Raw genomic sequence first — 21,192 nt, forward strand, 5'->3', positions numbered from 1 at the left:
AGTTGTTAATTTAATAAATCAATTAAAATTTTAACTCTTTTAACATATTTGTTAAATATTTATTTACAAAAAACGCAAATTGCAATTAATAATTTAAAAAATATCGGAAAACAATAAAAAAACAATATATTTGAGTAACTATTAACCCTAACTTAGATTTATATGAAGAAAAAAACTACCCTCTCTTTTCTTGTTTTTTTTACAGCTGCATTTAGTTTATTGTTTTCTCAAAACATAACTGTTATCGGTACTGTTACGGATGCTTCAAGCGTTCCGTTACCAGGTGTAAATATTCAAGTTAAAGAAACAAAAAATGGAACTTCAACTGATTTTGATGGGAACTATCAAATTTCAGCGAAACAAGGTGATGTCTTAATTTTTTCCTTTTTAGGATTTAAAACTAAAGAAATTACAGTAAAGGGCACTACATTAAATGTGAGTTTAGAGGAAAGTACTGATAGTCTAGACGAAGTAGTTGTAACTGCTTTTGGTATTCAAAGAGAAACCCGAGAATTAGGGTATTCGGTAACCCAAGTAAAAACCGAAGACATTAATCTCGCAGGCCAATCTAACCCAATAGCCGGATTGCAAGGTCGAGTAGCTGGTGTCCAAATAAACCAAACTTCTGGTACATCAGGTGGCGGAATTGACATCTTAATTAGAGGTATTACATCCATGAATCCTGATAGAGATAACCAGCCTTTAATAATTGTTGATGGACTGGCTTTAAACAATGATACCTTTGCTGGCAGTGTTCTACCAAGTGCAGGTTCTAACTCCCCTAGTAGCGCAGAACAGTTTTCATTTACAAACAGGGCTGCAGATATAAACCCTGAAGATGTTGAAAGTTTTAACGTGCTAAAGGGAGCGGCAGCAACAGCATTATACGGTGTTAGAGCTGCAAATGGTGCTATAATTATAACCACAAAAAAAGGAAAAAGTGGGAAGGCCAAAATTAACATTACAGCATCTACTTCATTTAGAAACATAAATAAGACTCCAGACTTACAAACTACATACCGTGAAGGGTTTAGTGGCTTACCAAGAACACTATACACTCCTGAAACAGATAGTGGGTTTACTAGGTTAGGTGGCACATCATTTTATTCTTGGGGGCCTAAATATTCTGATAACTCCGCCACTTTAGATGATGATACAGTTGTTGATTTATCTGGAGATCAATTTTATAGCCCTTATGATTTATTTAGAACTGGAGTTAACACTCAGGTTAATTTCAACATAAGTGGTGCTAGTGATAAATTAGATTATTTCTTTTCTGTAGGTAATAATAGCGAAGAAGGTGTATTACCTAATACTGATTATAATAAAACAACTCTTAGATTTAAAAGTGGATACAAAGTAACAGATGATTTTAATATTAACACATCTATAGCCTACACCAACGCTGGAGGCAATAGAGCTAATGGAGGTGACAAATCTGTGTTTAGCTCATTATCTTATTACTCTGGTACTTTCCCTATAAATGATTACCAAAATACCAATGGTTCTCAAAGAAATTATTCATTTGGGGTAATTGATAACCCTAGATATTTCTTAGAAAAAAGCCCATTAACTGATGATGTAAACAGGTGGGTTGGTAACATAACTTTAAATTGGGCTCCAAAAGATTGGATTAATGTTACTTATGCAGCTCAAGTTGACAACTACTCAGATAAAAGAAATCGATTTATTCCGCCAGATTTAGATACTGGAACGCAAGTTGGTGGATTTATTGTAAATCAAAATATCAATTTTTTAGCATTAGAATCAAACTTACTAGTTGCATTAACAAAAGAATGGTCTGAAGATTTTAAAACAACACTAACCCTTGGAAATCAAGTATCCGATTCAAAACGCGATTATTCGTTTGTAAGAGGTGAAACCTTAAATGTACCTGGTATTAATGATTTAGCAAATACTATAAACACCTTTGGTGGTAATAGTATAACACAATTAAGAAATGTAGGTGTTTTTGGTGAGTTAAAAATGGATTACAAAAACAAACTGTTTTTAACCGTTACTGGTAGAAATGATTGGATTTCTACACTACCTCAACAAAATCGTTCTTTCTTTTACCCATCCGTAAGTTTAGCTTACGATGTAAACGCCTTATTTGATAAAGACAGTGATTTCTTCACCTTTGGTAAATTAAGAGCGTCATGGGCCGAAGTTGGAAAAGGCCCACTTTTTGGGCAAGTTGGTCAATACTTTATTGTTGATGGTAACTTTCCTTTTGGAGGCGCGGGTGGCTATAGAGCAAGTACGCTTCTTGGAGACACTAATATTAAACCTGAAAGGAATCGTTCAATAGAATTTGGTGCAGACTTACGCTTCTTTAATAACAAGGTCCGTTTAGATTATGCTTACTATAAAACAAGAGTTAAAGATCAAATTTTTACTCAAGGTACAGCTTATTCAACAGGTTTATCAGGAATTGTTAGAAACGCTGGTGACTTTGAAACTTTTGGTCATGAACTTTTATTGTCAGCAAATATTATTAAAACCGAAAACTTTACTTGGGAAACTATTTTAAACTGGTCTACCAACGAAGGTAAAGTGTTGTCATTACCAGAAGATATTGAAAGTCTAATTTTCGCCGACGCAGGTTTTGCTGGTGTAACTTCAGAGATTAGGGATGGTGATAAACTAGGTACATTATATGGTTACAAATGGGTTTATGAAAATGGAGAACGCTATATAGGTGATGATGGGTTGCCACGTGTTGACCTTGAAGAAAGAGTAAAGGTTGGAAATGCATTTCCTGATTTTATTGCATCAATAGGTAACAACCTAAGTTATAAAAACCTAAGTTTTAATTTTTTATTAGAATGGAAAGAAGGAGGCGACTTATATGATTCTGGAAGACGTAATGGGCTTAGAAATGGAATTTTAGGAGTTACTGAATTTAGAGATGTCACCACCGTTTTAGATGGTGTTATGGATGATGGTAATGGAGGTTTTGTTACAAACAATCAAGAAGTTTTAATTGATCAAAATTACTACAGAAGTTCTACTCGCTATAATAGAGCATCAGAAATTTTAGTTCAAGATGCCTCTTGGGTTAAATTACGTAACATTGGTCTTTCATACAATTTTCAAGGAAACATATTAGAAACCCTTCATTTAGACAACCTATCGGTTTCTGTAAGTGCTCAAAACATTTTGATTTGGACTCCTTGGGACGGATACGACCCTGAAGGAAATCAATACAGTGCTGGTAGTAATGTATATGGGTTTACAGGTTTAAGTACTCCTATAAGTGAGAGTTATTCATTCGGTGTTAAACTAGGATTTTAAAAAGCATAAAATGATGAAAAAAAATATAATAAAAACTGTATTTATAACATTACTTATTGTCGGGCTAACCGGATGTAGTGAAAGTTATTTTGATGTAAATACACCTTCTGGAACAGCAGAACCAAAGCAATTAAGAATAAGTGATTTATTAGCTCCAGTAATATACCGAACCATGTATGGACAACTATATTCAGGTGAACAAGCTTTTGGTAATTACACACAATACTTTGTAGGACAAGGAGGAACAGCCGTTGGAGAAACAACCGCCAGTGGCCTATGGTCAAGCATTTATTTGTATGCGTTGCCAAATTTAAAAACAATAAAAGAAAAAGCAGATGAAGTTGGAGCCATCCATTACACAGCAGTGGCAGATATTTTAACAGCCATAAATTTAGGGATTGCTGCAGATACATGGGATAATATTCCTTATTCTGAAGCATCTTTTGGTCAGGAAAATCTGTTTCCATCTTTTGATTCACAACAATCTATTTACACAGAAATTTTTTCTTTATTAGATGGAGCCATTTCTGCATTACAAACAACAGATAATTCTGGAATAGTTCCTGGTAGCGAAGATCTAATTTATGGTGGTGATACAAGTAAATGGTTACGTGCAGCTTATACAATAAAAGCAAGGTATCAATTACATTTAGTTAATAAAGGGGAAACTTCTGCTAGTGATGTATTAACAACTATCGCTAATGGTTTTTCTTCAAATGATGATGACTTTCAAATGTTTTTTGATGATAAAAACATTAACCCTTGGTATTCTCAAGAAATACTAGCCAGAAATACAGGGAATTTTCATAATGATATAGCTAGCCAATTTGTGAGTTCTATGAATGGAGACTATTATCCTTTTGAAAGTGGAAGTGTTGAAATTGACCCAAGACTGTCTATTCATGCAGATAACAGCGGTGAAGCAGAATGGAAAGGATTTGTTAGTGGAGGCGGTGGTTTAGCTCCAGATGATACTGATGGAAATGTTCAATTCGTTGAAGGAGGATACTATACAAGCATAGACTCTCCTATTGTATTAATTACTTATGCTGAAGCTTTGTTTATTAAAGCTGAAGCAGCCTTTTTAGCTAATGGAGGAACAACTACAAGCGTTGGTTCTACAACCGAAGCATATACGGCTTACATGGATGGTATTGCTGCTAGCATGGAAATGTTTGGAGCAGACGGCACCGATTATATGGCGGATACAGCTATTGATGTAGGAGAAGGTTCGCTAATGTTACACCATATCATGAAAGAAAAGTACATTCATAACTTCTTAAATCCAGAAACTTTTGTGGATTATAGACGTTATAATTTTTCTGATGAAGTGTTTACCGGTTTAACAATACGTGAAGAAGAAGATTCTGATGGTGACTATGCTGGCGAGTGGTTTACAAGAGCTTCATACCCTTCTACCGAATTAAACAGAAATAGTAGTGTTGTTGAAGCTAATCAGCAAACACCTGTAACTCCTGTTTGGTGGCAACAATAAAATAGAAGTAAAAGTATTTTTAAAAATAACCCCAGAAATTCTGGGGGTTATTTTTTTATTTGATTTCGTTTAAAACATTTTTTAGTTTTTCTAAATCTGCTTTTGTATGATTTGCTGTTATAACAATTCTACTCATCAACCCTTTATAAGTTGGGTATTTAAAATTTGATATTATAATACCCTTATTAAACAAGTAATTATAAATGTCTTCTTTTTCAGAATATACAACCGGATAGCTTTTATTGAATTTAAGTATTGGCTTTACATTTAAATCTTCAAATAAAAAATTTAGATTTTCATTAAGTTTCAGGTGTTGTTCTTTAATTAAATTTTGAGATTGTAAGTATGCCTCTAAGTACCCAGGATTTGCACAAGATGATGAAACAAAAAGTGTTTCGCGTTTCATATATTCAATAAAATCTTTATCTGAAGCAATAATGCCTCCTGATAAACCCAGAGCCTTTCCTAAAGAGGAAACCATTATTTTTCTTACTAAATTTTCATTAGAAATAGCTTTAAAAACACCTTCTCCTTCTTTTCCAGCAATTCCCAAACTATGAGATTCATCTACAAGTAGGGTTATGTTTTTTTGCTTAGAAATTTTTTCTAAAAAACTAAATGATGTAGGTTCTAATTCTAAAGCCAAAACAGCATCCGCTGTTATAACAATATTTTCTTTAACATCATTTAACAGGTTTGAATGTAGCTTTCCTTTAATAAATAAAGGAGAACTATTATTCCCTAAAATAGCAGGATGTGTTTTTGGATAGTGATAAAAGATATTATTAGATTTAGATAAATAATCTAAAACTAATTTTCCAGCCAATGTTCCAGATGAGGCAGTAAGAGATGCTTCTGATCCTATTTGTTTTGCGAAAAAATCTTCAGCTTGTTCAAAAATTGATAACTTAATATTTGAATTTCTTGAGCTCCCATAAAACGAACCCCATTTTTTAATACTTTGTACTAAAATTTCTTGAAACTTTTGATGCGTGGGAAGCCCCAAATAAGCGGTACCTCCAAAATATAAATACTCCTTTCCTTCTACTTGTATTGTTCTATCTGGAAATTGCTCAACAATCATATTTGCGCTATATCAAAGAAACTCCCAATCCGTTTAAATTACTGTATACTATAACACCATTTTTTATGGCTACTCCTTTTGCTATATCTTCTTCTAATAATAAGGCACCGTCCATATCTACATAATCTAAAAGAGGTAGTAAATGAGCTATTGCAGAAATACCAACGGAAGACTCAGTCATGCAACCAACCATAGTTTTCATTCCTAATTCTTTTGCATGATTAAGCATTCTTCTTGCAGGGGTTAAACCGCCACATTTAACCAACTTAACATTAACACCATGAAAATGATTGTGGCACTTAGCAACATCTGCTTCAACCTGACAACTTTCATCTGCTATTACAGGCAATACAGATTTTTTAAATACTTCTTTATGCGCACCCCAATCGTCTGCTTTTAATGGTTGTTCTAAAAATTCAACTCCTAATTTTTTTAATGCGATACTATTCTTAATAGTTTCATCAACCGTCCAACCACAATTAGCATCAATTCTAAAAACAGCATCTGTATGTTTACGCAGCTCTTCAACTATTTTTATATCTTCCTTTGTTCCCAGTTTTATTTTATAAATGGGCCATGGTAATTCTTTCATTTTGGAAACCATTTTCTCAATTGAATCAATTCCAATTGTATAATCGGTTAAAGGATTGGTCGCTATATTATAATTCCAAAGTTCGTATAGTTTTTTACCCTTTTTACGGGCATACAAATCGTTATAAGCTAAATCTAAAGCACACAAAGCAAACATATTATGCTTTAAATGTAGATGCATTGTACCCCAAAATTCCTCTGGAGTACTATTTTGATTAGCTTCAATTTCAGACTTAAAAGAGTTTATAACATCCATCATTTTTGGAACCGTAACTCCGTAATACGGATTAGAAGTTGCTTCTCCAAAACCTGAAAAATTACCATCTCTCAACTCAACAATTAAACTGGGTTGCACACTATAAGATTCTCTTGAAATAGTGAATGTATGCCTTAATTTCAATTCATAAGGTCTTAAAAAAACCTCCATAAAATAGTTTTTTATTATACATGAAAGTTAATAAAATTATACCTTTGATTATAACGAAAACTTAATTTTATGCCTTTAGTTACACCATTATTTCCCGAGCACGATTTGGAAACCAAAGAACTTGCAGAATTCTTTAACGAAACGCTTGGGTTTTGTCCAAATTCTGTTCTAACCATGCAGCGTAGACCTGCAATTAGTAAAGCTTTTATTAATTTAAATAAAGCGGTTATGGCTAATGAAGGCAGAGTAACCTCAGCTTTAAAACGCATGATTGCTTGGGTAAGCAGTAACTTGACTGGTTGTAGATACTGTCAAGCGCATGCTATTCGTGCAGCAGAGCGTTATGGCACAGAACAAGAACAACTTGATAATATTTGGGAATATAGAACGCATCCTGCATTTAGTGAAGCTGAACGTGCTGCTTTAGATTTTAGTTTAGCGGCTTCACAAGTACCAAACGCTGTTGATGATCAAATTAAGAAACGTTTATATGAGCATTGGAACGAAGGTGAAATTGTAGAAATGCTTGGTGTAATTTCTCTTTTTGGGTATTTAAATCGTTGGAATGATAGTATGGGTACTAGTATTGAAACTGGCGCTGTTGAAAGCGGTAACCAATATTTAGGAAAGCATGGTTGGGAGAAAGGGAAGCATGCTTGATAATAATAAAAACAATAAAAAAGCACCTAAAAAAATTCTAGGTGCTTTTTTTAAACCATGAATAATTTATACAATTGTGGCTTCTAATGGTTTAGCTTCAGGAAAGTCTACCGGAATTTGAGTTGTTGAATGTATATAATTAGAAATGGTTTTGTCTCCAACTAAAGAAATAACATCTATCAAGTTCCCTTTATCATAACCAACACTAAAGAAGTTTTCTAATACATTATCGTCTGTTCTCCCTCTTTTTTCTGTTATGTTTTTAGCAAGTTTAGCCAATGCGTCTAATTTATCATTTTCAGTAGAGTAGCCTGCTCTAAACTCTACTATTTGCTCATCTCTAAAACCGTTCATTTTTCCTATTGCTGTATGTGCAGATAAGCAGTATAGACAATCATTAACCTGACTTACTGCAAGATTAACAACTTCTTTTTCTTTTGCAGATAATGATGTTTTAGCTCCAGAAAAGTTTAAATAGTTTTCTAATGCTGTGTCGCTATGCGCATAAGTAGCATAAAGGTTAGGCACAAAACCTAATTTGCTTTTTAAAGCATCAAAAATAGCCTGATTGTTTTCGCTTACTTGTTCTCTTTGTGGCACATTAAATGTTCTCATTTTTTAAATTATTTATTGTTTATTATTGAATGTTTATATGAGTTTTCACTATCGCAATAGAAATCATGATGGTGTTTTTGCTCACAATGTGTTTTAGGGTTTAAAACTTGTTTTAACTCCTGTTTGCCTTTCCTAAAAATTTCAATAAGATTGAAAATAGATGTATGTTGTAGTTTCATCTTTACCTTGATTTAATATTACAATGCAAAGATGCGTTAGAATGAGAACCGAGAAAATGAACAAACTTCCTGTAGGTTTGTCAATTTTTCCCTAAGATGTAGTTTTAAATGAGTTTTGAAATTCAGAAGGTGATATTCCTACATTTTTTTTGAATAATCTACTTAAATGCGAAGCATCATCAAATCCAATATCGTAGGCAATCTCTTTTGTTGACTTTTTTGTGTACATAAGTTGGCGCTTTGCTTCAAGAATGATTCTTTCGTGAATAATACGTAATGGACTTTTATTGAATTTTGAAAACGTGTTAGATAGTGTTTTTGGAGATTTAAATAACTTATCTGCATAAAAAGACACACTGTGCTCTTGCTTAAAATGCGACTCTACCAAAACATTAAAATGACGTAGTAATTCTATTTTAGAATCTTGGTTTCTTAAAGTTTCTGAATTGTTTTTTAGAATGCGCGTTGCTTTTATCATAAAACGAGCCATGAGCATTCTTAACATTTCTGCTTGAATATTGTCTTTAGTTTGTAGTTCGTCTAAAAAGACTTCATGTAAAAAAGAAAATTTTTCTTGTTCATCTTTATCAAGATTTAGAACAGGAATGGAGTCATTTCCAAAAAACAATAATCCAGCACAACCAACTTCTTCATCATGATCTTTAATACAATAAAATTCTCTATTAAATTGATAAACAATGATGTTTTCCCCTTTTAAAAACTTAAAATTCTGTACAGGTGTTAATGCTAAAATACTATGAGATTTTAAAGTAAAAGGAACACCATCTACAACAACTTCAGAATCATATTCTAATGTTCTAATGAATGTAAAAAGCTCAATAGGCTTTTCATTATTAAAATCTTCTAATAAGTTTTCGTCTCCAACTTTTAAAATGGCATTTGTAGCAAATTCTTTAAATTCTTGAAACATGCTAATGTTGTCAATTTTTCCTGCTAAACCTTACAGAAGAATTTAAAAAAATAAAATATTAATGATAAGCAATTCCCTTACTTCTTTCCTCCAACACAAATAACAATCTCTCCTTTTGGCGGTTTGTTTGTGTAGTGTTCCAAAACTTCTTTTGCTGTTCCTCGAATAGTTTCTTCGAATAGTTTAGTCAATTCTCTTGAAACCGAAACTGGTCTATCTTCTCCAAAATACTCACAAAAATGACTCAAGGTTTTTACTAATTTATGCGGGCTTTCATAATATATCATAGTTCTAGTTTCTTCTGCTAAAAGCAAAAAACGTGTTTGCCTTCCTTTTTTTACAGGTAAAAAACCTTCAAAAACAAACTTGTCATTTGGCAATCCAGAGTTTACTAAAGCAGGCACAAAAGCTGTTGCTCCTGGTAAACAATCAACCTCAATGTTATTTTCTATACAGGCTCGAGTTAATAAAAAGCCTGGATCTGAAATAGCAGGTGTTCCCGCATCACTTATTAAAGCTATAGTTGTTCCGCTTTTTATTTTTTGAATAACATTTTCAACCGTTTTATGCTCATTATGCATATGATGAGATTGCATATGTGTAGAAATATCAAAATGTTTTAATAATTTTCCTGAAGTTCGTGTGTCTTCAGCAAGAATTAAATCGACTTCTTTTAAAACTTCAACAGCACGAAACGTGATGTCTTTTAAATTACCTATTGGTGTTGGTACTAGATAGAGTTTACTCATTAATTAAATTTTGCTTCTATAATTTGCAAAAAGCGTTCTTCAAACTCTTCTTTTCCAATCCAATTATTGTAATCTGGTTTCACCATGCTTTCAATAAAACGTATGGCGTCTGGGAAAGATTCTATTGTATTTAATTGAGATAGAACTCTATTATAATCATCACTATTGCCAGCAAACAAATGCTTTATAAAGGCAATTTTATCATTCAAACCTATATTAATACCACCTGTTTTAAGTTTTTCGTTTAAAGATTTTTTCCCATTTGATGCTCCGTTTTGAGTTTTAGAAACGGGCTCAAAAACAGGAGTTTCTTTAAATCCTGCGGTAATTTCATCTAAATCTGCTCTATGTTTTTTTTGAGGTATAGCTTCTTCAAAAATACTGTCGGTCTCATCAGTGGTTTCAGGCATGTGAGATACCATATCTTTAATCTTGTTCATTACCGGTTCCATAATATCATCTTCTTCTACCTCATCTAGATTGATGTATATTTTGTCTTCTACTTCAATAGTATCGCTTATTTTATTATTGAAAGCTTGGTCTAGCATACCAAAAAATGAAGAATCGCTTCCTATTGTTGGAATATCGCCTTCAAAATTCTCGTGAGCAAATTTTAATACAGATAGTTTCTCATATAGTGCAGATACTTCTGCATGCATCTTAACAACATCTTCTTTCCCCTTTAATTTTAGAATTCTATGTGCTATACTAATGAGTTCAGACTCTAACTTCTTCTTCATTATTTATAATTTTTAAATTATTCCTGTGTAGGCTTTTTATTTTTAATAAATTTACGCCACCTTTATACAAAACGAAAAACGACTTCGTTTTAGTGTTAAAATTACGAAATGTTTCTTGAAAATACAGTAAATCATAAAGAACAATTTGGATGGATTGAAGTTATCTGTGGCTCCATGTTTTCTGGAAAAACCGAAGAATTAATCCGTAGGCTTAAACGCGCGCAGTTTGCAAGACAAAAAGTTGAGATTTTTAAACCTGCTATTGATGTGCGTTACGATGAAGAAATGGTTGTATCTCATGATGATAACGAAATTCGATCTACTCCCGTTCCTGCAGCAGCTAACATCCCTATTTTAGCTGATGGCTGCGACGTAGTTGGTATTGATGAAGCGCAATTTTTTGATGATGAAATTGTACGTATCTGTAATGATCTAGCCAACAAAGGTATACGTGTTATTGTTGCTGGATTAGATATGGATTTTAAAGGTAATCCTTTTGGACCTATGCCTAATTTAATGGCAACTGCAGAATATGTTACTAAAGTACACGCCGTTTGTACTAGAACTGGAAATTTAGCACAATATAGCTACCGAAAAGCTAAAAGTGATAATCTAGTACTTTTAGGAGAAGTTGACGAATATGAACCACTAAGTAGAGCTGCATATTACAAAGCGATGATGCGCGATAAAGTAAGAAATATGAAGGTTAATGATGCGCAAGAAATCCCTTCTTCTAAACCTAAAGACTCCAATGCCTAAAGCACAAGAAACTGTGCTTGAAATAGACTTAAAAGCACTGAAGCATAATTTTGAATTCCTTAAATCTAAACTGCAAAAAAACACTAAGTTTTTAGCCGTAGTTAAGGCTTTTGCCTATGGAAGTGATGCTGCTCAAATAGCAAGTTACTTGCAAAACCTTGATGTAGATTATTTTGCAGTTGCCTACGTAAGTGAAGGTATTGAATTAAGACATTCCGGAATTACAAAGCCTATTTTAGTTTTACATCCTCAAGAAATAAATTTTAAAGAAATTATAGACCATTGTTTAGAACCAAGTTTATATAATGCTAAAGTTTTAAATAAATTTATTAAAATCGCTGCCGCGGAAAAACAAACTAATTATCCTGTTCATATAAAATTTAATACAGGATTAAACAGATTGGGTTTTGGGAAAAACGATGTTGATGGTGTTTCGTATAAATTAAAGGAAACTAATGCTGTAAAAGTGAAATCTATTTTCTCTCATTTAGCTGCAAGTGAAGATTTAGATGAAAAAATATTCACACAAAATCAAATTGAAAGCTTTAAAAAAATAGCTGATATTTTTACAAAAGCTATTGGCTATAAACCTATGCTTCATATTTGTAACACATCGGGTATTTTAAATTATCCTGATGCGCATTTTGATATGGTTAGAAGCGGTATTGGGTTATACGGTTTTGGTAATTCTGAAAAGGAAAATAAAAATTTTAAACCTATAGCAACTTTAAAAACCATTATTTCTCAAATACACCATATTGAAAAAGGAGAGTCTATAGGTTATAATAGAGCTTATAAGAGTGATGCTTTTTTAAAAACTGCCACTTTACCTATTGGTCATGCTGATGGTATTGGGCGTCAATATGGTAATGGCAAAGGGTTTGTAACCATAAATGGACAAAAAGCACCAATTATAGGAAATGTATGTATGGATATGATAATGGTAAACATTACAAATATTGACTGTAAAGAAGGTGATGAGGTTATTGTTTTTGGAAAAAACACTACTGCGAATACATTTGCTGCCACTGCAAATACAATCTCTTACGAAATAATTACTGCTATATCACAAAGGGTTAAGAGGCTGATTTTAAAATAATCAAACAGTTTTTTTAACATATTGTGACTTTTTATGTAAATTGTGTCTTAAATAATACTAACTAAAAATTTTAAAATTATGTTAAAAGAGTTTAAGAATTTTATTATGACCGGCAACGTTATTGATTTTGCTGTTGCGGTAATTATGGCAGGAGCTGTAGGGCTTGTTGTTAATGGTTTCGTAAATGACATTATCATGCCAATCGTTGGAAATTTTGCTGGCGGAATGGATTTTGCAAGTATGAAGCATGTATTATCTCCAGCTGTTGTAGGTGCTGATGGAACTGTAACTACTCCAGAAAACGCTATTCGTTATGGAGCTTGGATTAATACAATCATCAATTTATTAATCGTTGGTTTTGTAATGTTCATGATTGTTAAAGCATACAACAAAACTAAAAAACCAGCTGCACCAGAAGCTCCAGCAGGACCTTCTCAAGAAGATTTACTAGCTGAAATTAGAGATTTGTTAAAAAAATAACAAATTGTTAAATAAGTAACCTTGTGTTATTTGTTGTTAAAAAGCCTTCATTTTTAAAAAATGAAGGCTTTTTTTAGATTCTTAAATTAAATTAATACTTAGTTTTGCCTAAAACAAATTCATTAAAAATAAGTAAAATGAAAGTAGCTGTTGTTGGTGCCACTGGTATGGTTGGCGAAGTGATGCTAAAAGTTCTTGAAGAACGTAATTTTCCTGTTACAGAATTAATTCCTGTAGCTTCTGAAAGATCTGTTGGAAAAACATTAACCTACAAAGGAAAAGATTATACGGTTGTTGGCTTAGAAACTGCCGTTTCTATGCGTCCAGATATTGCTTTATTTTCTGCTGGTGGAGGCACTTCATTAGAATGGGCTCCTAAATTTGCTGAGGTTGGCACTACTGTAGTAGATAATTCTTCGGCTTGGAGAATGGATCCTACAAAAAAATTGGTAGTTCCTGAGATAAATGCATCAGAGCTTACTAAAGATGATAAAATTATAGCAAATCCTAATTGTTCTACAATTCAATTAGTAATGGCGTTAAATCCGCTTCACAAAAAATATAAAATGAAGCGTGTTATCGTTTCGACATATCAATCTGTTTCTGGTACGGGTGTAAAAGCTGTAAGACAATTAGAAAATGAAATCGCTGGTGTTGAAGGAGAAATGGCTTACCCATATCCAATAGGAAGAAATGCTTTACCGCATTGTGATGTTTTTGAAGAAAACGGATATACAAAAGAAGAAATGAAACTTGCCAGAGAGCCTCAAAAAATCATGAACGACCGTACATTTTCTGTATCTGCCACCGCTGTTAGAATTCCAACTGCTGGTGGGCATAGTGAATCAGTAAACGTAGAGTTTGAAAACGATTTTAATTTAGCCGATGTTCGTAAATTATTAAGTCAAACTCCTGGTGTTGTTGTTCAGGATAACACAGATACAAATACTTACCCAATGCCTATTTTTGCGCACGATAAAGATGAGGTTTTTGTTGGTAGAATTAGAAGAGACGAAACACAACCCAACACATTAAATATGTGGATAGTTGCCGATAACCTTCGCAAAGGTGCTGCAACTAACACTATCCAAATCGCTGAATATTTAATTGAACATAATTTGGTGTAATACTTTTACTAACTAACTATTAAACTTTAAGCTTCTTCATTAAAATGAAGGGGCTTTTTTGTTTATTTTTGAAAGATTAAAAACACATCAATCATGAAAAAAATAATTATCAGTTTGTTTAGTTTATTTATTTTAATGGCTTGCAAACAAGAAAACCCAAAATCAAACAATATTACCGTGAATTATCCCCAAACAAAAACTGTAGACACTGTAGACACTTATTTTGATGTAGAAGTAAAAGACCCATATCGTTGGCTGGAAGATGATAGAAGTGAAGACACCGAGGCTTGGGTTAAAGCACAAAACAAGGCTACTTTTGGGTATTTAGATAATATTCCTTTTAGAACAGAACTAAAAGAGCGTTTGTCTAGTTTATGGAATTACGAAAAAGTAGGCGCTCCTTTTATTGAAGGCGATTACACTTATTTCTCTAAAAATGATGGTTTGCAAAACCAGAATGTGTATTACAGAAAAAAAGGCGATGGAGAAGCAGAAATATTTCTAGATCCAAATACGTTTTCAAAAGATGGCACCATTTCTTTAGGAGGAATGAGTTTTTCGAAAGATGGAAAAACATTAGCATATTCTATTTCTGAAGGCGGAAGCGATTGGAGAAAAATTTTAATAATGAATGCTGAAACCAAGGAAATTATAGAAGACACCCTTATTGATGTGAAATTCACTCAACTTTCTTGGTACAAAAATGAAGGTTTTTATTATTCTAGTTACGATAAGCCAAAAGGTAGTGAGCTTTCAGCAAAAACCGATCAGCATAAAGTTTATTATCATAAATTAGGAACATCACAAAAAGAAGATGCCTTAATTTTTGGAGGAACACCCAAAGAAAAACATCGGTACATTTATGGTACAGTTACAGAAGATGATAAATATTTAGTAATTACACCTCGTATCTCAACATCAGGAAATAAGCTTTATATAAAAGATCTTTCTATACCAAACAGTCCGTTAATTACAATTTTAGATCATACAGATAGTGATACCAATATTATAGATAATGAAGGAAGCAAATTGTTTCTTGTAACCAATTTAAATGCCCCAAATAAAAAAGTAGTTTCTGTTGATGCTTCAAACCCTACACCAGAAAATTGGGTAGATGTTATTCCGGAAACAAAAGAGGTTTTAACACCTTCAACAGGCGGTGGGTATTTATTTGCTCATTATATGGTTGATGCTATTTCAAAAGTAAAACAATACAATTATGATGGTACTTTTGTCAGAGACATCCAACTTCCTGGTCTAGGAACAGCTAGTGGTTTTGGGTGTAAGAAAGAAGAAAAAACAGATTACTTCTACTTTACTAATTACAATACACCATCTAGTATTTTTCAATTTAATGTAGATTCTGGTAAGTATGAATTATACTGGAAACCATCTATTGAGTTTAATAGTGCCGATTATGAAAGTAATCAAGTATTCTATACATCTAAAGACGGAACAAAAGTCCCTATGATGATTACCCACAAAAAAGGGTTGGAATTAAATGGTAAAAACCCAACTATACTATATGGGTATGGTGGTTTTAATATTAGTTTAACTCCAAGTTTTGGTATTACAAATGCGGTTTGGATGGAACAAGGAGGAATTTTAGCAGTGCCAAATCTTCGTGGAGGTGGCGAATACGGTAAAGCATGGCACGATGCTGGTACAAAAAAGCAAAAACAAAATGTGTTTGACGATTTTATAGCTGCTGGAGAATATTTGATTGAAAATAATTATACTTCATCAGATTATTTAGCAATTAGAGGTGGCTCTAATGGAGGATTATTAGTTGGTGCTGTTATGACACAACGCCCAGATTTAGCAAAAGTAGCTTTACCTGCTGTAGGTGTTTTAGATATGTTACGCTATCATACATTTACTGCTGGTGCAGGTTGGGCATACGATTATGGAACAGCCGAAGACAATAAGGAAATGTTTGAATATCTTAAAGGCTATTCTCCATTACACAACATAAAACCCGATGTACAATACCCAGCAACATTAGTAACTACCGGTGATCATGACGATAGAGTTGTACCTGCACATAGTTTTAAGTTTGCTGCAGAATTACAAAGTAAGCAAGCGGGAAACAATCCAACATTAATTCGTATTGAAACCGATGCGGGTCACGGTGCAGGAACACCTGTAAGCAAAATTATTGAACAATATGCCGATATTTTTGGTTTTACACTGTATAACATGGGCTATGAAGTTCTACCAAGTAAAACTGAAAATTTTAAAGATTAATTATTTTTGTAGCACTGAGTTCAGTCCAAGTGTGAAATAGAAAAAAGAACTAAACCGCTCAATTATTTGGGCGGTTTTTATATTATTTTTGTTTTCGATATGCTAAACGTTAAAAACCTTACTTTTTCTTATGATAAAACTCCTGTTCTAAAAGACATTTCTTTTAAAGCTCAGCAAGGTGAAAATATTGCGATTATAGGAGAAAGTGGATCGGGAAAAAGCACATTACTTAAACTGATATATGGTGAATATGATTTATATAAAGGACAAATCTTCTGGAAAGACACAGAAATTTTAGGCCCAAATTATAATTTAGTTATTGGTTACGAATTCATGAAATACGTTTCACAGGAATTCGATTTAATGCCTTTTATAACCGTTGCCGAAAACATTGCGAAACACTTATCACGTTTTTATCCCGAAGAAAGACAACAACGCACAGAAGAACTTCTAAAAGTGGTCGAGCTTGAAGCCTTTGCCAATGTAAAAGTAAAAACGCTTTCTGGCGGACAAAAACAACGCGTAGCATTAGCCAGAGCATTAGCCAAACAACCTGAAATTATTTTGTTGGATGAACCTTTTAGCCATATTGATAATTTTAAAAAACAGAGTTTAAGACGAAGTGTTTTTAAATACCTTAAAGACAAAAATATTACATGTATTGTTGCTACTCATGATAAAGAAGATGTTTTGGGTTTTGCTGATAAAATGATAGTTTTAAACGAAAACAAAATAGCTGTTAACGATTCTCCTGAAAACCTATACAACAACCCTAAAACGCCATTAATTGCTTCTTTTTTTGGTGAGTTTAACCAGATAAATAATGAGTTTATTTACGCGCATCAACTAAAAGTTGTGGATAATTCCAATTTAAATGCAACGGTTACCAAGTGTTATTTTAAAGGTAATTATTATTTAATTGAAGCAGATTTAAATGGAGGAAAAGTCTTTTTTGAGCACTTAGAATTGCTTAAAAAAAACGCAACAGTTTTTCTTTCTATTGAGAAAAACCCCTTATAAGACCTTTTCTATTTTAAACCTTTGTTCTCTAAAAGCTATTGTTTCATCAACTGTTTTACCTATTAGCAATTGCCCAATGGGTGTATTGGCAGAAATCGCATAAAATATTACATTATCTAATGTAAGTTCACCTGCACTAATTGAAATAAAATAATTTGCTTTTGTAGTATAAACGATACTGCCTAAACCAATAATTTTTGAATTGTTTTCAATATTTATCTTTGATAAGGTCTGTTTAGTTTTTTCAATTTCTGCAAGTTGATTTCCTGCTTTTTCGCGTTCTAACTGTAACATGGCGCGACCTGTTTCATGCTTGTCGCCTGCGCTACTTTTGGTTTCAGAAAGTAATGATTCTTGAATTTCGCTTATTGATTTTTGTATAGTTTGATGTCTATTTTCAATAAACTGAATACATTTGGTATATAATTTTTCTTTTATTTCCATTATACTAAATCCGCTAACTCTTTCCCAACCAAGCTTCCAATAGCAACTCCCATTCCACCTAATCTAACACCACAAAACACATTATTTGAAAGCTCTTTAACTATAACTTTTTTCTGCTTTCCAACACCCATAATACCGCTCCAACGATGTTCAATTTCAAAATCTGTTTTTGGCAAAATAACCTTTCTCAGTAGTTCTTCTAATTTATTTTGAATTAAATGGGTTTGACCAAAATCTGTAGTTTCTTCACCTTTAAAATCCAGGTTTCTTCCACCGCCAAAAAGAATTCTATCATCAATATTTCTAAAATAATAATAGCCTTCATCTAAATGAAACGTGCCTTTTATATCAAGGGTTTTTATAGGTTTGGTAATTAAAACTTGAGCTCTAGCGGGTTTTACCTCAGGTATATTAAGTTGCGATGCAAAACCATTTGTAGCTATAAATAATTTTGATGCTGAAACCTCAAATGTATTGGTTTGTACTTTTACTGAATTATTGTTTTCTACAAAGCCTTCTACCGTAACATTATTTAAAATTTTAACACCTTTTAATTGTGCTTTTTTAAGTAAAGCATCCATCATTTTACCTGTATCAATTTGCCCTTCAAACTGATTAAAAACGTATTGATTTTTTATGTTTTTAAAATGAAAAATATTGTCTTGCAAACTAAACACATCCTTGTTAAAAATAGGTTGAAGCATCTTATTAACGCTTTCTCTTTTTGATAAACAGTTTTCAAAAAGTATATCATCCTTTTTATTAAACAATTCAAAACCACCATAGTTTTTATACTCAATGGTTTTATCGCCTAAGGTTTTTCGCAATAAGTTTAAACCCTCCACTCGCTTTTTCACCAAATCTATAACCTCTTGTTCTGAATGATTATTTAAATCATCTAATATTTCACTAAGGCTTCCAAAACAAGCAAAACCTGCATTTTTTGTGCTTGCTCCTTGTGGTAACATGCCTTTTTCTAGAATTAGTATATTAGCTTTAGGAAAGTGTTCTTTTAAATGTAACGCACAATTTATACCAACTATACCACTACCTATAATGGTAAAATCGATATTTGATAGCCATGATTTTATTTCCCAGTAAGAAAGGTTCATTTTGCTAATTTAATATTTTCTTCTTGAAGAATTATCTTGTGTTAAGTGTAGAAGTAGCATCCTTTTTTTGAGGCACGAAAAAAGATATAACCTTTAAACTTCGCTAAAGACAAACTACTAACCCGAATTTTACTTTTTTAGGTAAAAGTAACACCATAAAAAAACTCCGAAAATAATTTCGGAGTCTTAACTTTTATTCTTCTACTTGTTTTTCCATGACGAAATCTTCCATAAACTTGGTGGTATAATTACCTGCCAAATAATCTGGGTGATCCATTAATTGTCTGTGAAATGGAATGGTAGTTTTAATTCCTTCGATAACAAACTCATCTAAAGCGCGCTTCATTTTATTAATTGCTTCTTCTCTGGTTTGCGCAGTTGTAATCAACTTAGCAATCATAGAATCGTAATTAGGAGGAATTGCGTAACCCGCGTACACATGTGTGTCTAATCGTACTCCATGGCCTCCCGGAGCATGTAATGTCGTTATCATTCCTGGTGATGGTCTAAAACCATTATAAGGATCTTCTGCATTTATACGACATTCTATTGAATGTAACTTTGGTGTATAATTTTTACCAGAAATTGGCACACCTGCAGCCACTAGTATTTGTTCACGTATTAAATCGAAATCTATTACTTGTTCGGTAATAGGGTGTTCTACTTGAATACGAGTATTCATTTCCATAAAATAGAAATTCCTGTGCTTATCTACTAAAAACTCTATGGTTCCAGCACCTTCATATTTTATGTATTCTGCAGCTTTAACTGCAGCTTTCCCCATTTGGTCCCTAAGTTTATCTGTCATAAATGGTGAAGGAACTTCTTCGGTAAGTTTTTGATGGCGACGTTGAATTGAACAATCTCTTTCTGATAAATGACATGCTTTTCCGCGAGAATCACCAACAATTTGGATTTCAATATGTCTTGGTTCTTCAATAAGTTTTTCCATGTACATATCGTCATTTCCAAAGGCCGCTTTACTTTCTTGTCTTGCAGAATCCCAAGCGTCTTTTAAATTCTCTGGCTTCCAAACGGCACGCATACCTTTACCTCCACCACCTGCAGAAGCTTTTAACATTACAGGATAGCCCGTTTCTTTAGCAACCTTTTCACATTCCTTAAAATCACTAATAACACCTTCACTTCCTGGTACACATGGTACGCCAGCAGCTTTCATAGTAGCTTTGGCATTGGCTTTGTCTCCCATTCTATCAATCATCTCTGGTGAAGCTCCAATAAACTTTATACCGTGCTCCTCGCAAATTTTTGAAAACTTAGCGTTTTCAGACAAAAAACCGTATCCTGGGTGAATAGCATCTGCATTTGTAATTTCTGCAGCAGCTATAATATTAGACATTTTTAAATAAGACTCGCTACTTGGTGCTGGTCCTATACAAACCGCTTCATCGGCAAACTTGACATGTAAACTTTCGGCATCAACAGTTGAGTAAACTGCAACTGTTTTAATACCCATTTCTTTACAGGTTCTAATAACACGAAGTGCTATTTCTCCTCTATTGGCAATCAATATTTTTTTGAACATCTTTTTTGAATTAGATAATTAGACATTTGATTATTCGATTATTGGATTATTAGAATAGTAAACGTCTAATAATCGAGAGATCTAATAATCTAAAATTAAGATGGGTCTACTAAAAATAATGGTTGATCAAACTCTACAGGAGAGGCATCATCAACTAATATTTTAACTATTTTTCCTGAAACTTCAGACTCAATTTCGTTGAAAAGCTTCATGGCTTCTATAATACAAAGCACATCGCCTTCGGCAATAGTTTGTCCTACCTCAACAAATAATGGTTTATCTGGTGATGGCTTTCTATAAAATGTACCTATTATTGGAGATTTTATTGTAATATATTTTGAATCTTCTTCTGTTTTAGTTGCTGCTGGTGCTGGTGTTGCTGCTGGAGTTGTAGCTTCTACAGCAGTTGGTGTAGCTGCCACTTGAGGTATCTGTGGTGCAGGAACTTGATGTACAATCGTGGTTTCTGAATCAGACCCAGTTTTAATAGTGATTTTTATATCATCCATCTCCAATTTAACCTCACTTGCTCCTGATTTTGCAACAAACTTGATTAGATTTTGAATTTCTTTTATATCCATAATTTTGCT

At 33.0% G+C, this 21,192-nt stretch carries 20 protein-coding genes; 9 read left to right on the forward strand and 11 right to left on the reverse strand.

What is annotated here, in order from left to right:
• The first annotated feature begins 162 nt into the window (after positions 1 to 162).
• A complete protein-coding gene (locus MBM09_RS01375; protein ID WP_238675056.1) occupies positions 163 to 3,297 on the forward strand; it encodes a SusC/RagA family TonB-linked outer membrane protein in 3,135 nt (1,044 codons plus the stop codon).
• Between the two features lie 13 nt (positions 3,298 to 3,310).
• Entirely contained in the window at positions 3,311 to 4,792 is a 1,482-nt protein-coding gene (locus tag MBM09_RS01380; protein WP_238675057.1) for a SusD/RagB family nutrient-binding outer membrane lipoprotein, read from the forward strand.
• 55 nt (positions 4,793 to 4,847) lie between these two features.
• Here the strand turns inward: MBM09_RS01380 and MBM09_RS01385 are convergent, their stop codons facing one another.
• Positions 4,848 to 5,876, reverse strand: coding sequence for an aminotransferase class I/II-fold pyridoxal phosphate-dependent enzyme (locus MBM09_RS01385; RefSeq protein WP_238675058.1), 1,029 nt, complete (start codon positions 5,874 to 5,876; stop codon positions 4,848 to 4,850).
• A gap of 7 nt (positions 5,877 to 5,883) precedes the next feature.
• The gene (locus MBM09_RS01390; RefSeq protein ID WP_238675059.1) at positions 5,884 to 6,894 is read right to left on the reverse strand and encodes a dipeptide epimerase; all 1,011 of its coding nucleotides are present in this window, start codon (positions 6,892 to 6,894) and stop codon (positions 5,884 to 5,886) included.
• 69 nt (positions 6,895 to 6,963) lie between these two features.
• On the opposite strand from MBM09_RS01390, the gene MBM09_RS01395 reads away from it, so the two are divergent.
• Positions 6,964 to 7,554, forward strand: coding sequence for a carboxymuconolactone decarboxylase family protein (locus MBM09_RS01395; protein WP_238675060.1), 591 nt, complete (start codon positions 6,964 to 6,966; stop codon positions 7,552 to 7,554).
• A 66-nt stretch (positions 7,555 to 7,620) separates the two neighbouring features.
• Here MBM09_RS01395 and MBM09_RS01400 read toward each other — a convergent pair whose 3' ends face one another.
• From MBM09_RS01400 to MBM09_RS01420, 5 genes are all read right to left on the reverse strand, one after another.
• Positions 7,621 to 8,169, reverse strand: coding sequence for a carboxymuconolactone decarboxylase family protein (locus MBM09_RS01400; RefSeq protein ID WP_238675061.1), 549 nt, complete (start codon positions 8,167 to 8,169; stop codon positions 7,621 to 7,623).
• An 8-nt stretch (positions 8,170 to 8,177) separates the two neighbouring features.
• Positions 8,178 to 8,348 carry a hypothetical protein gene (locus MBM09_RS01405; protein ID WP_238675062.1) on the reverse strand — a complete coding sequence of 57 codons (171 nt, stop codon included), beginning with the start codon at positions 8,346 to 8,348 and terminating at the stop codon, positions 8,178 to 8,180.
• Positions 8,349 to 8,439: 91 nt separating this feature from the next.
• The gene (locus MBM09_RS01410; RefSeq protein WP_238675063.1) at positions 8,440 to 9,279 is read right to left on the reverse strand and encodes an AraC family transcriptional regulator; all 840 of its coding nucleotides are present in this window, start codon (positions 9,277 to 9,279) and stop codon (positions 8,440 to 8,442) included.
• 77 nt (positions 9,280 to 9,356) lie between these two features.
• Positions 9,357 to 10,028, reverse strand: a complete 672-nt coding sequence (gene rsmI / locus MBM09_RS01415) for a 16S rRNA (cytidine(1402)-2'-O)-methyltransferase (RefSeq protein ID WP_238675064.1) — start codon at positions 10,026 to 10,028, stop codon at positions 9,357 to 9,359.
• On the reverse strand, positions 10,028 to 10,768 hold the full coding sequence (locus MBM09_RS01420; RefSeq protein ID WP_238675065.1) for a hypothetical protein: 741 nt from the start codon (positions 10,766 to 10,768) through the stop codon (positions 10,028 to 10,030). The genes rsmI and MBM09_RS01420 overlap by 1 nt, the downstream gene beginning before the upstream one ends.
• Before the next feature lie 108 nt (positions 10,769 to 10,876).
• Between MBM09_RS01420 and MBM09_RS01425 the strand changes: the two genes are divergently transcribed.
• The 6 genes from MBM09_RS01425 (at position 10,877) to MBM09_RS01450 (ending at position 17,500) form a co-directional block, all read left to right on the forward strand.
• Entirely contained in the window at positions 10,877 to 11,527 is a 651-nt protein-coding gene (locus tag MBM09_RS01425; RefSeq protein WP_238675066.1) for a thymidine kinase, read from the forward strand.
• Positions 11,520 to 12,626, forward strand: coding sequence for an alanine racemase (alr, locus tag MBM09_RS01430; protein ID WP_238675067.1), 1,107 nt, complete (start codon positions 11,520 to 11,522; stop codon positions 12,624 to 12,626). The genes MBM09_RS01425 and alr overlap by 8 nt, the downstream gene beginning before the upstream one ends.
• Before the next feature lie 78 nt (positions 12,627 to 12,704).
• On the forward strand, positions 12,705 to 13,106 hold the full coding sequence (gene mscL, locus MBM09_RS01435) for a large conductance mechanosensitive channel protein MscL (RefSeq protein WP_238675068.1): 402 nt from the start codon (positions 12,705 to 12,707) through the stop codon (positions 13,104 to 13,106).
• Between the two features lie 137 nt (positions 13,107 to 13,243).
• Positions 13,244 to 14,233 carry an aspartate-semialdehyde dehydrogenase gene (locus MBM09_RS01440; RefSeq protein WP_238675069.1) on the forward strand — a complete coding sequence of 330 codons (990 nt, stop codon included), beginning with the start codon at positions 13,244 to 13,246 and terminating at the stop codon, positions 14,231 to 14,233.
• Between the two features lie 93 nt (positions 14,234 to 14,326).
• Positions 14,327 to 16,480, forward strand: coding sequence for a prolyl oligopeptidase family protein (locus MBM09_RS01445; protein WP_238675070.1), 2,154 nt, complete (start codon positions 14,327 to 14,329; stop codon positions 16,478 to 16,480).
• 99 nt (positions 16,481 to 16,579) lie between these two features.
• Positions 16,580 to 17,500, forward strand: a complete 921-nt coding sequence (locus tag MBM09_RS01450) for an ABC transporter ATP-binding protein (protein ID WP_238675071.1) — start codon at positions 16,580 to 16,582, stop codon at positions 17,498 to 17,500.
• On the opposite strand, the gene MBM09_RS01455 is transcribed toward MBM09_RS01450, so the two are convergent.
• From MBM09_RS01455 to accB, 4 genes are all read right to left on the reverse strand, one after another.
• Positions 17,495 to 17,944, reverse strand: coding sequence for a 3-oxoacyl-ACP synthase (locus tag MBM09_RS01455; protein WP_238675072.1), 450 nt, complete (start codon positions 17,942 to 17,944; stop codon positions 17,495 to 17,497). The two genes, MBM09_RS01450 and MBM09_RS01455, sit on opposite strands and share 6 nt — an antisense overlap.
• Entirely contained in the window at positions 17,944 to 19,056 is a 1,113-nt protein-coding gene (locus MBM09_RS01460; RefSeq protein ID WP_238675073.1) for an FAD-binding oxidoreductase, read from the reverse strand. The genes MBM09_RS01455 and MBM09_RS01460 overlap by 1 nt, the downstream gene beginning before the upstream one ends.
• Before the next feature lie 193 nt (positions 19,057 to 19,249).
• The gene (accC, locus tag MBM09_RS01465; protein WP_238675074.1) at positions 19,250 to 20,602 is read right to left on the reverse strand and encodes an acetyl-CoA carboxylase biotin carboxylase subunit; all 1,353 of its coding nucleotides are present in this window, start codon (positions 20,600 to 20,602) and stop codon (positions 19,250 to 19,252) included.
• A gap of 95 nt (positions 20,603 to 20,697) precedes the next feature.
• On the reverse strand, positions 20,698 to 21,183 hold the full coding sequence (gene accB / locus MBM09_RS01470) for an acetyl-CoA carboxylase biotin carboxyl carrier protein (RefSeq protein ID WP_238675075.1): 486 nt from the start codon (positions 21,181 to 21,183) through the stop codon (positions 20,698 to 20,700).
• Positions 21,184 to 21,192 lie beyond the last annotated feature (9 nt).

It is taken from the genome of Flaviramulus sp. BrNp1-15 (genome assembly GCF_022259695.1).
GTDB lineage: Bacteria > Bacteroidota > Bacteroidia > Flavobacteriales > Flavobacteriaceae > BrNp1-15.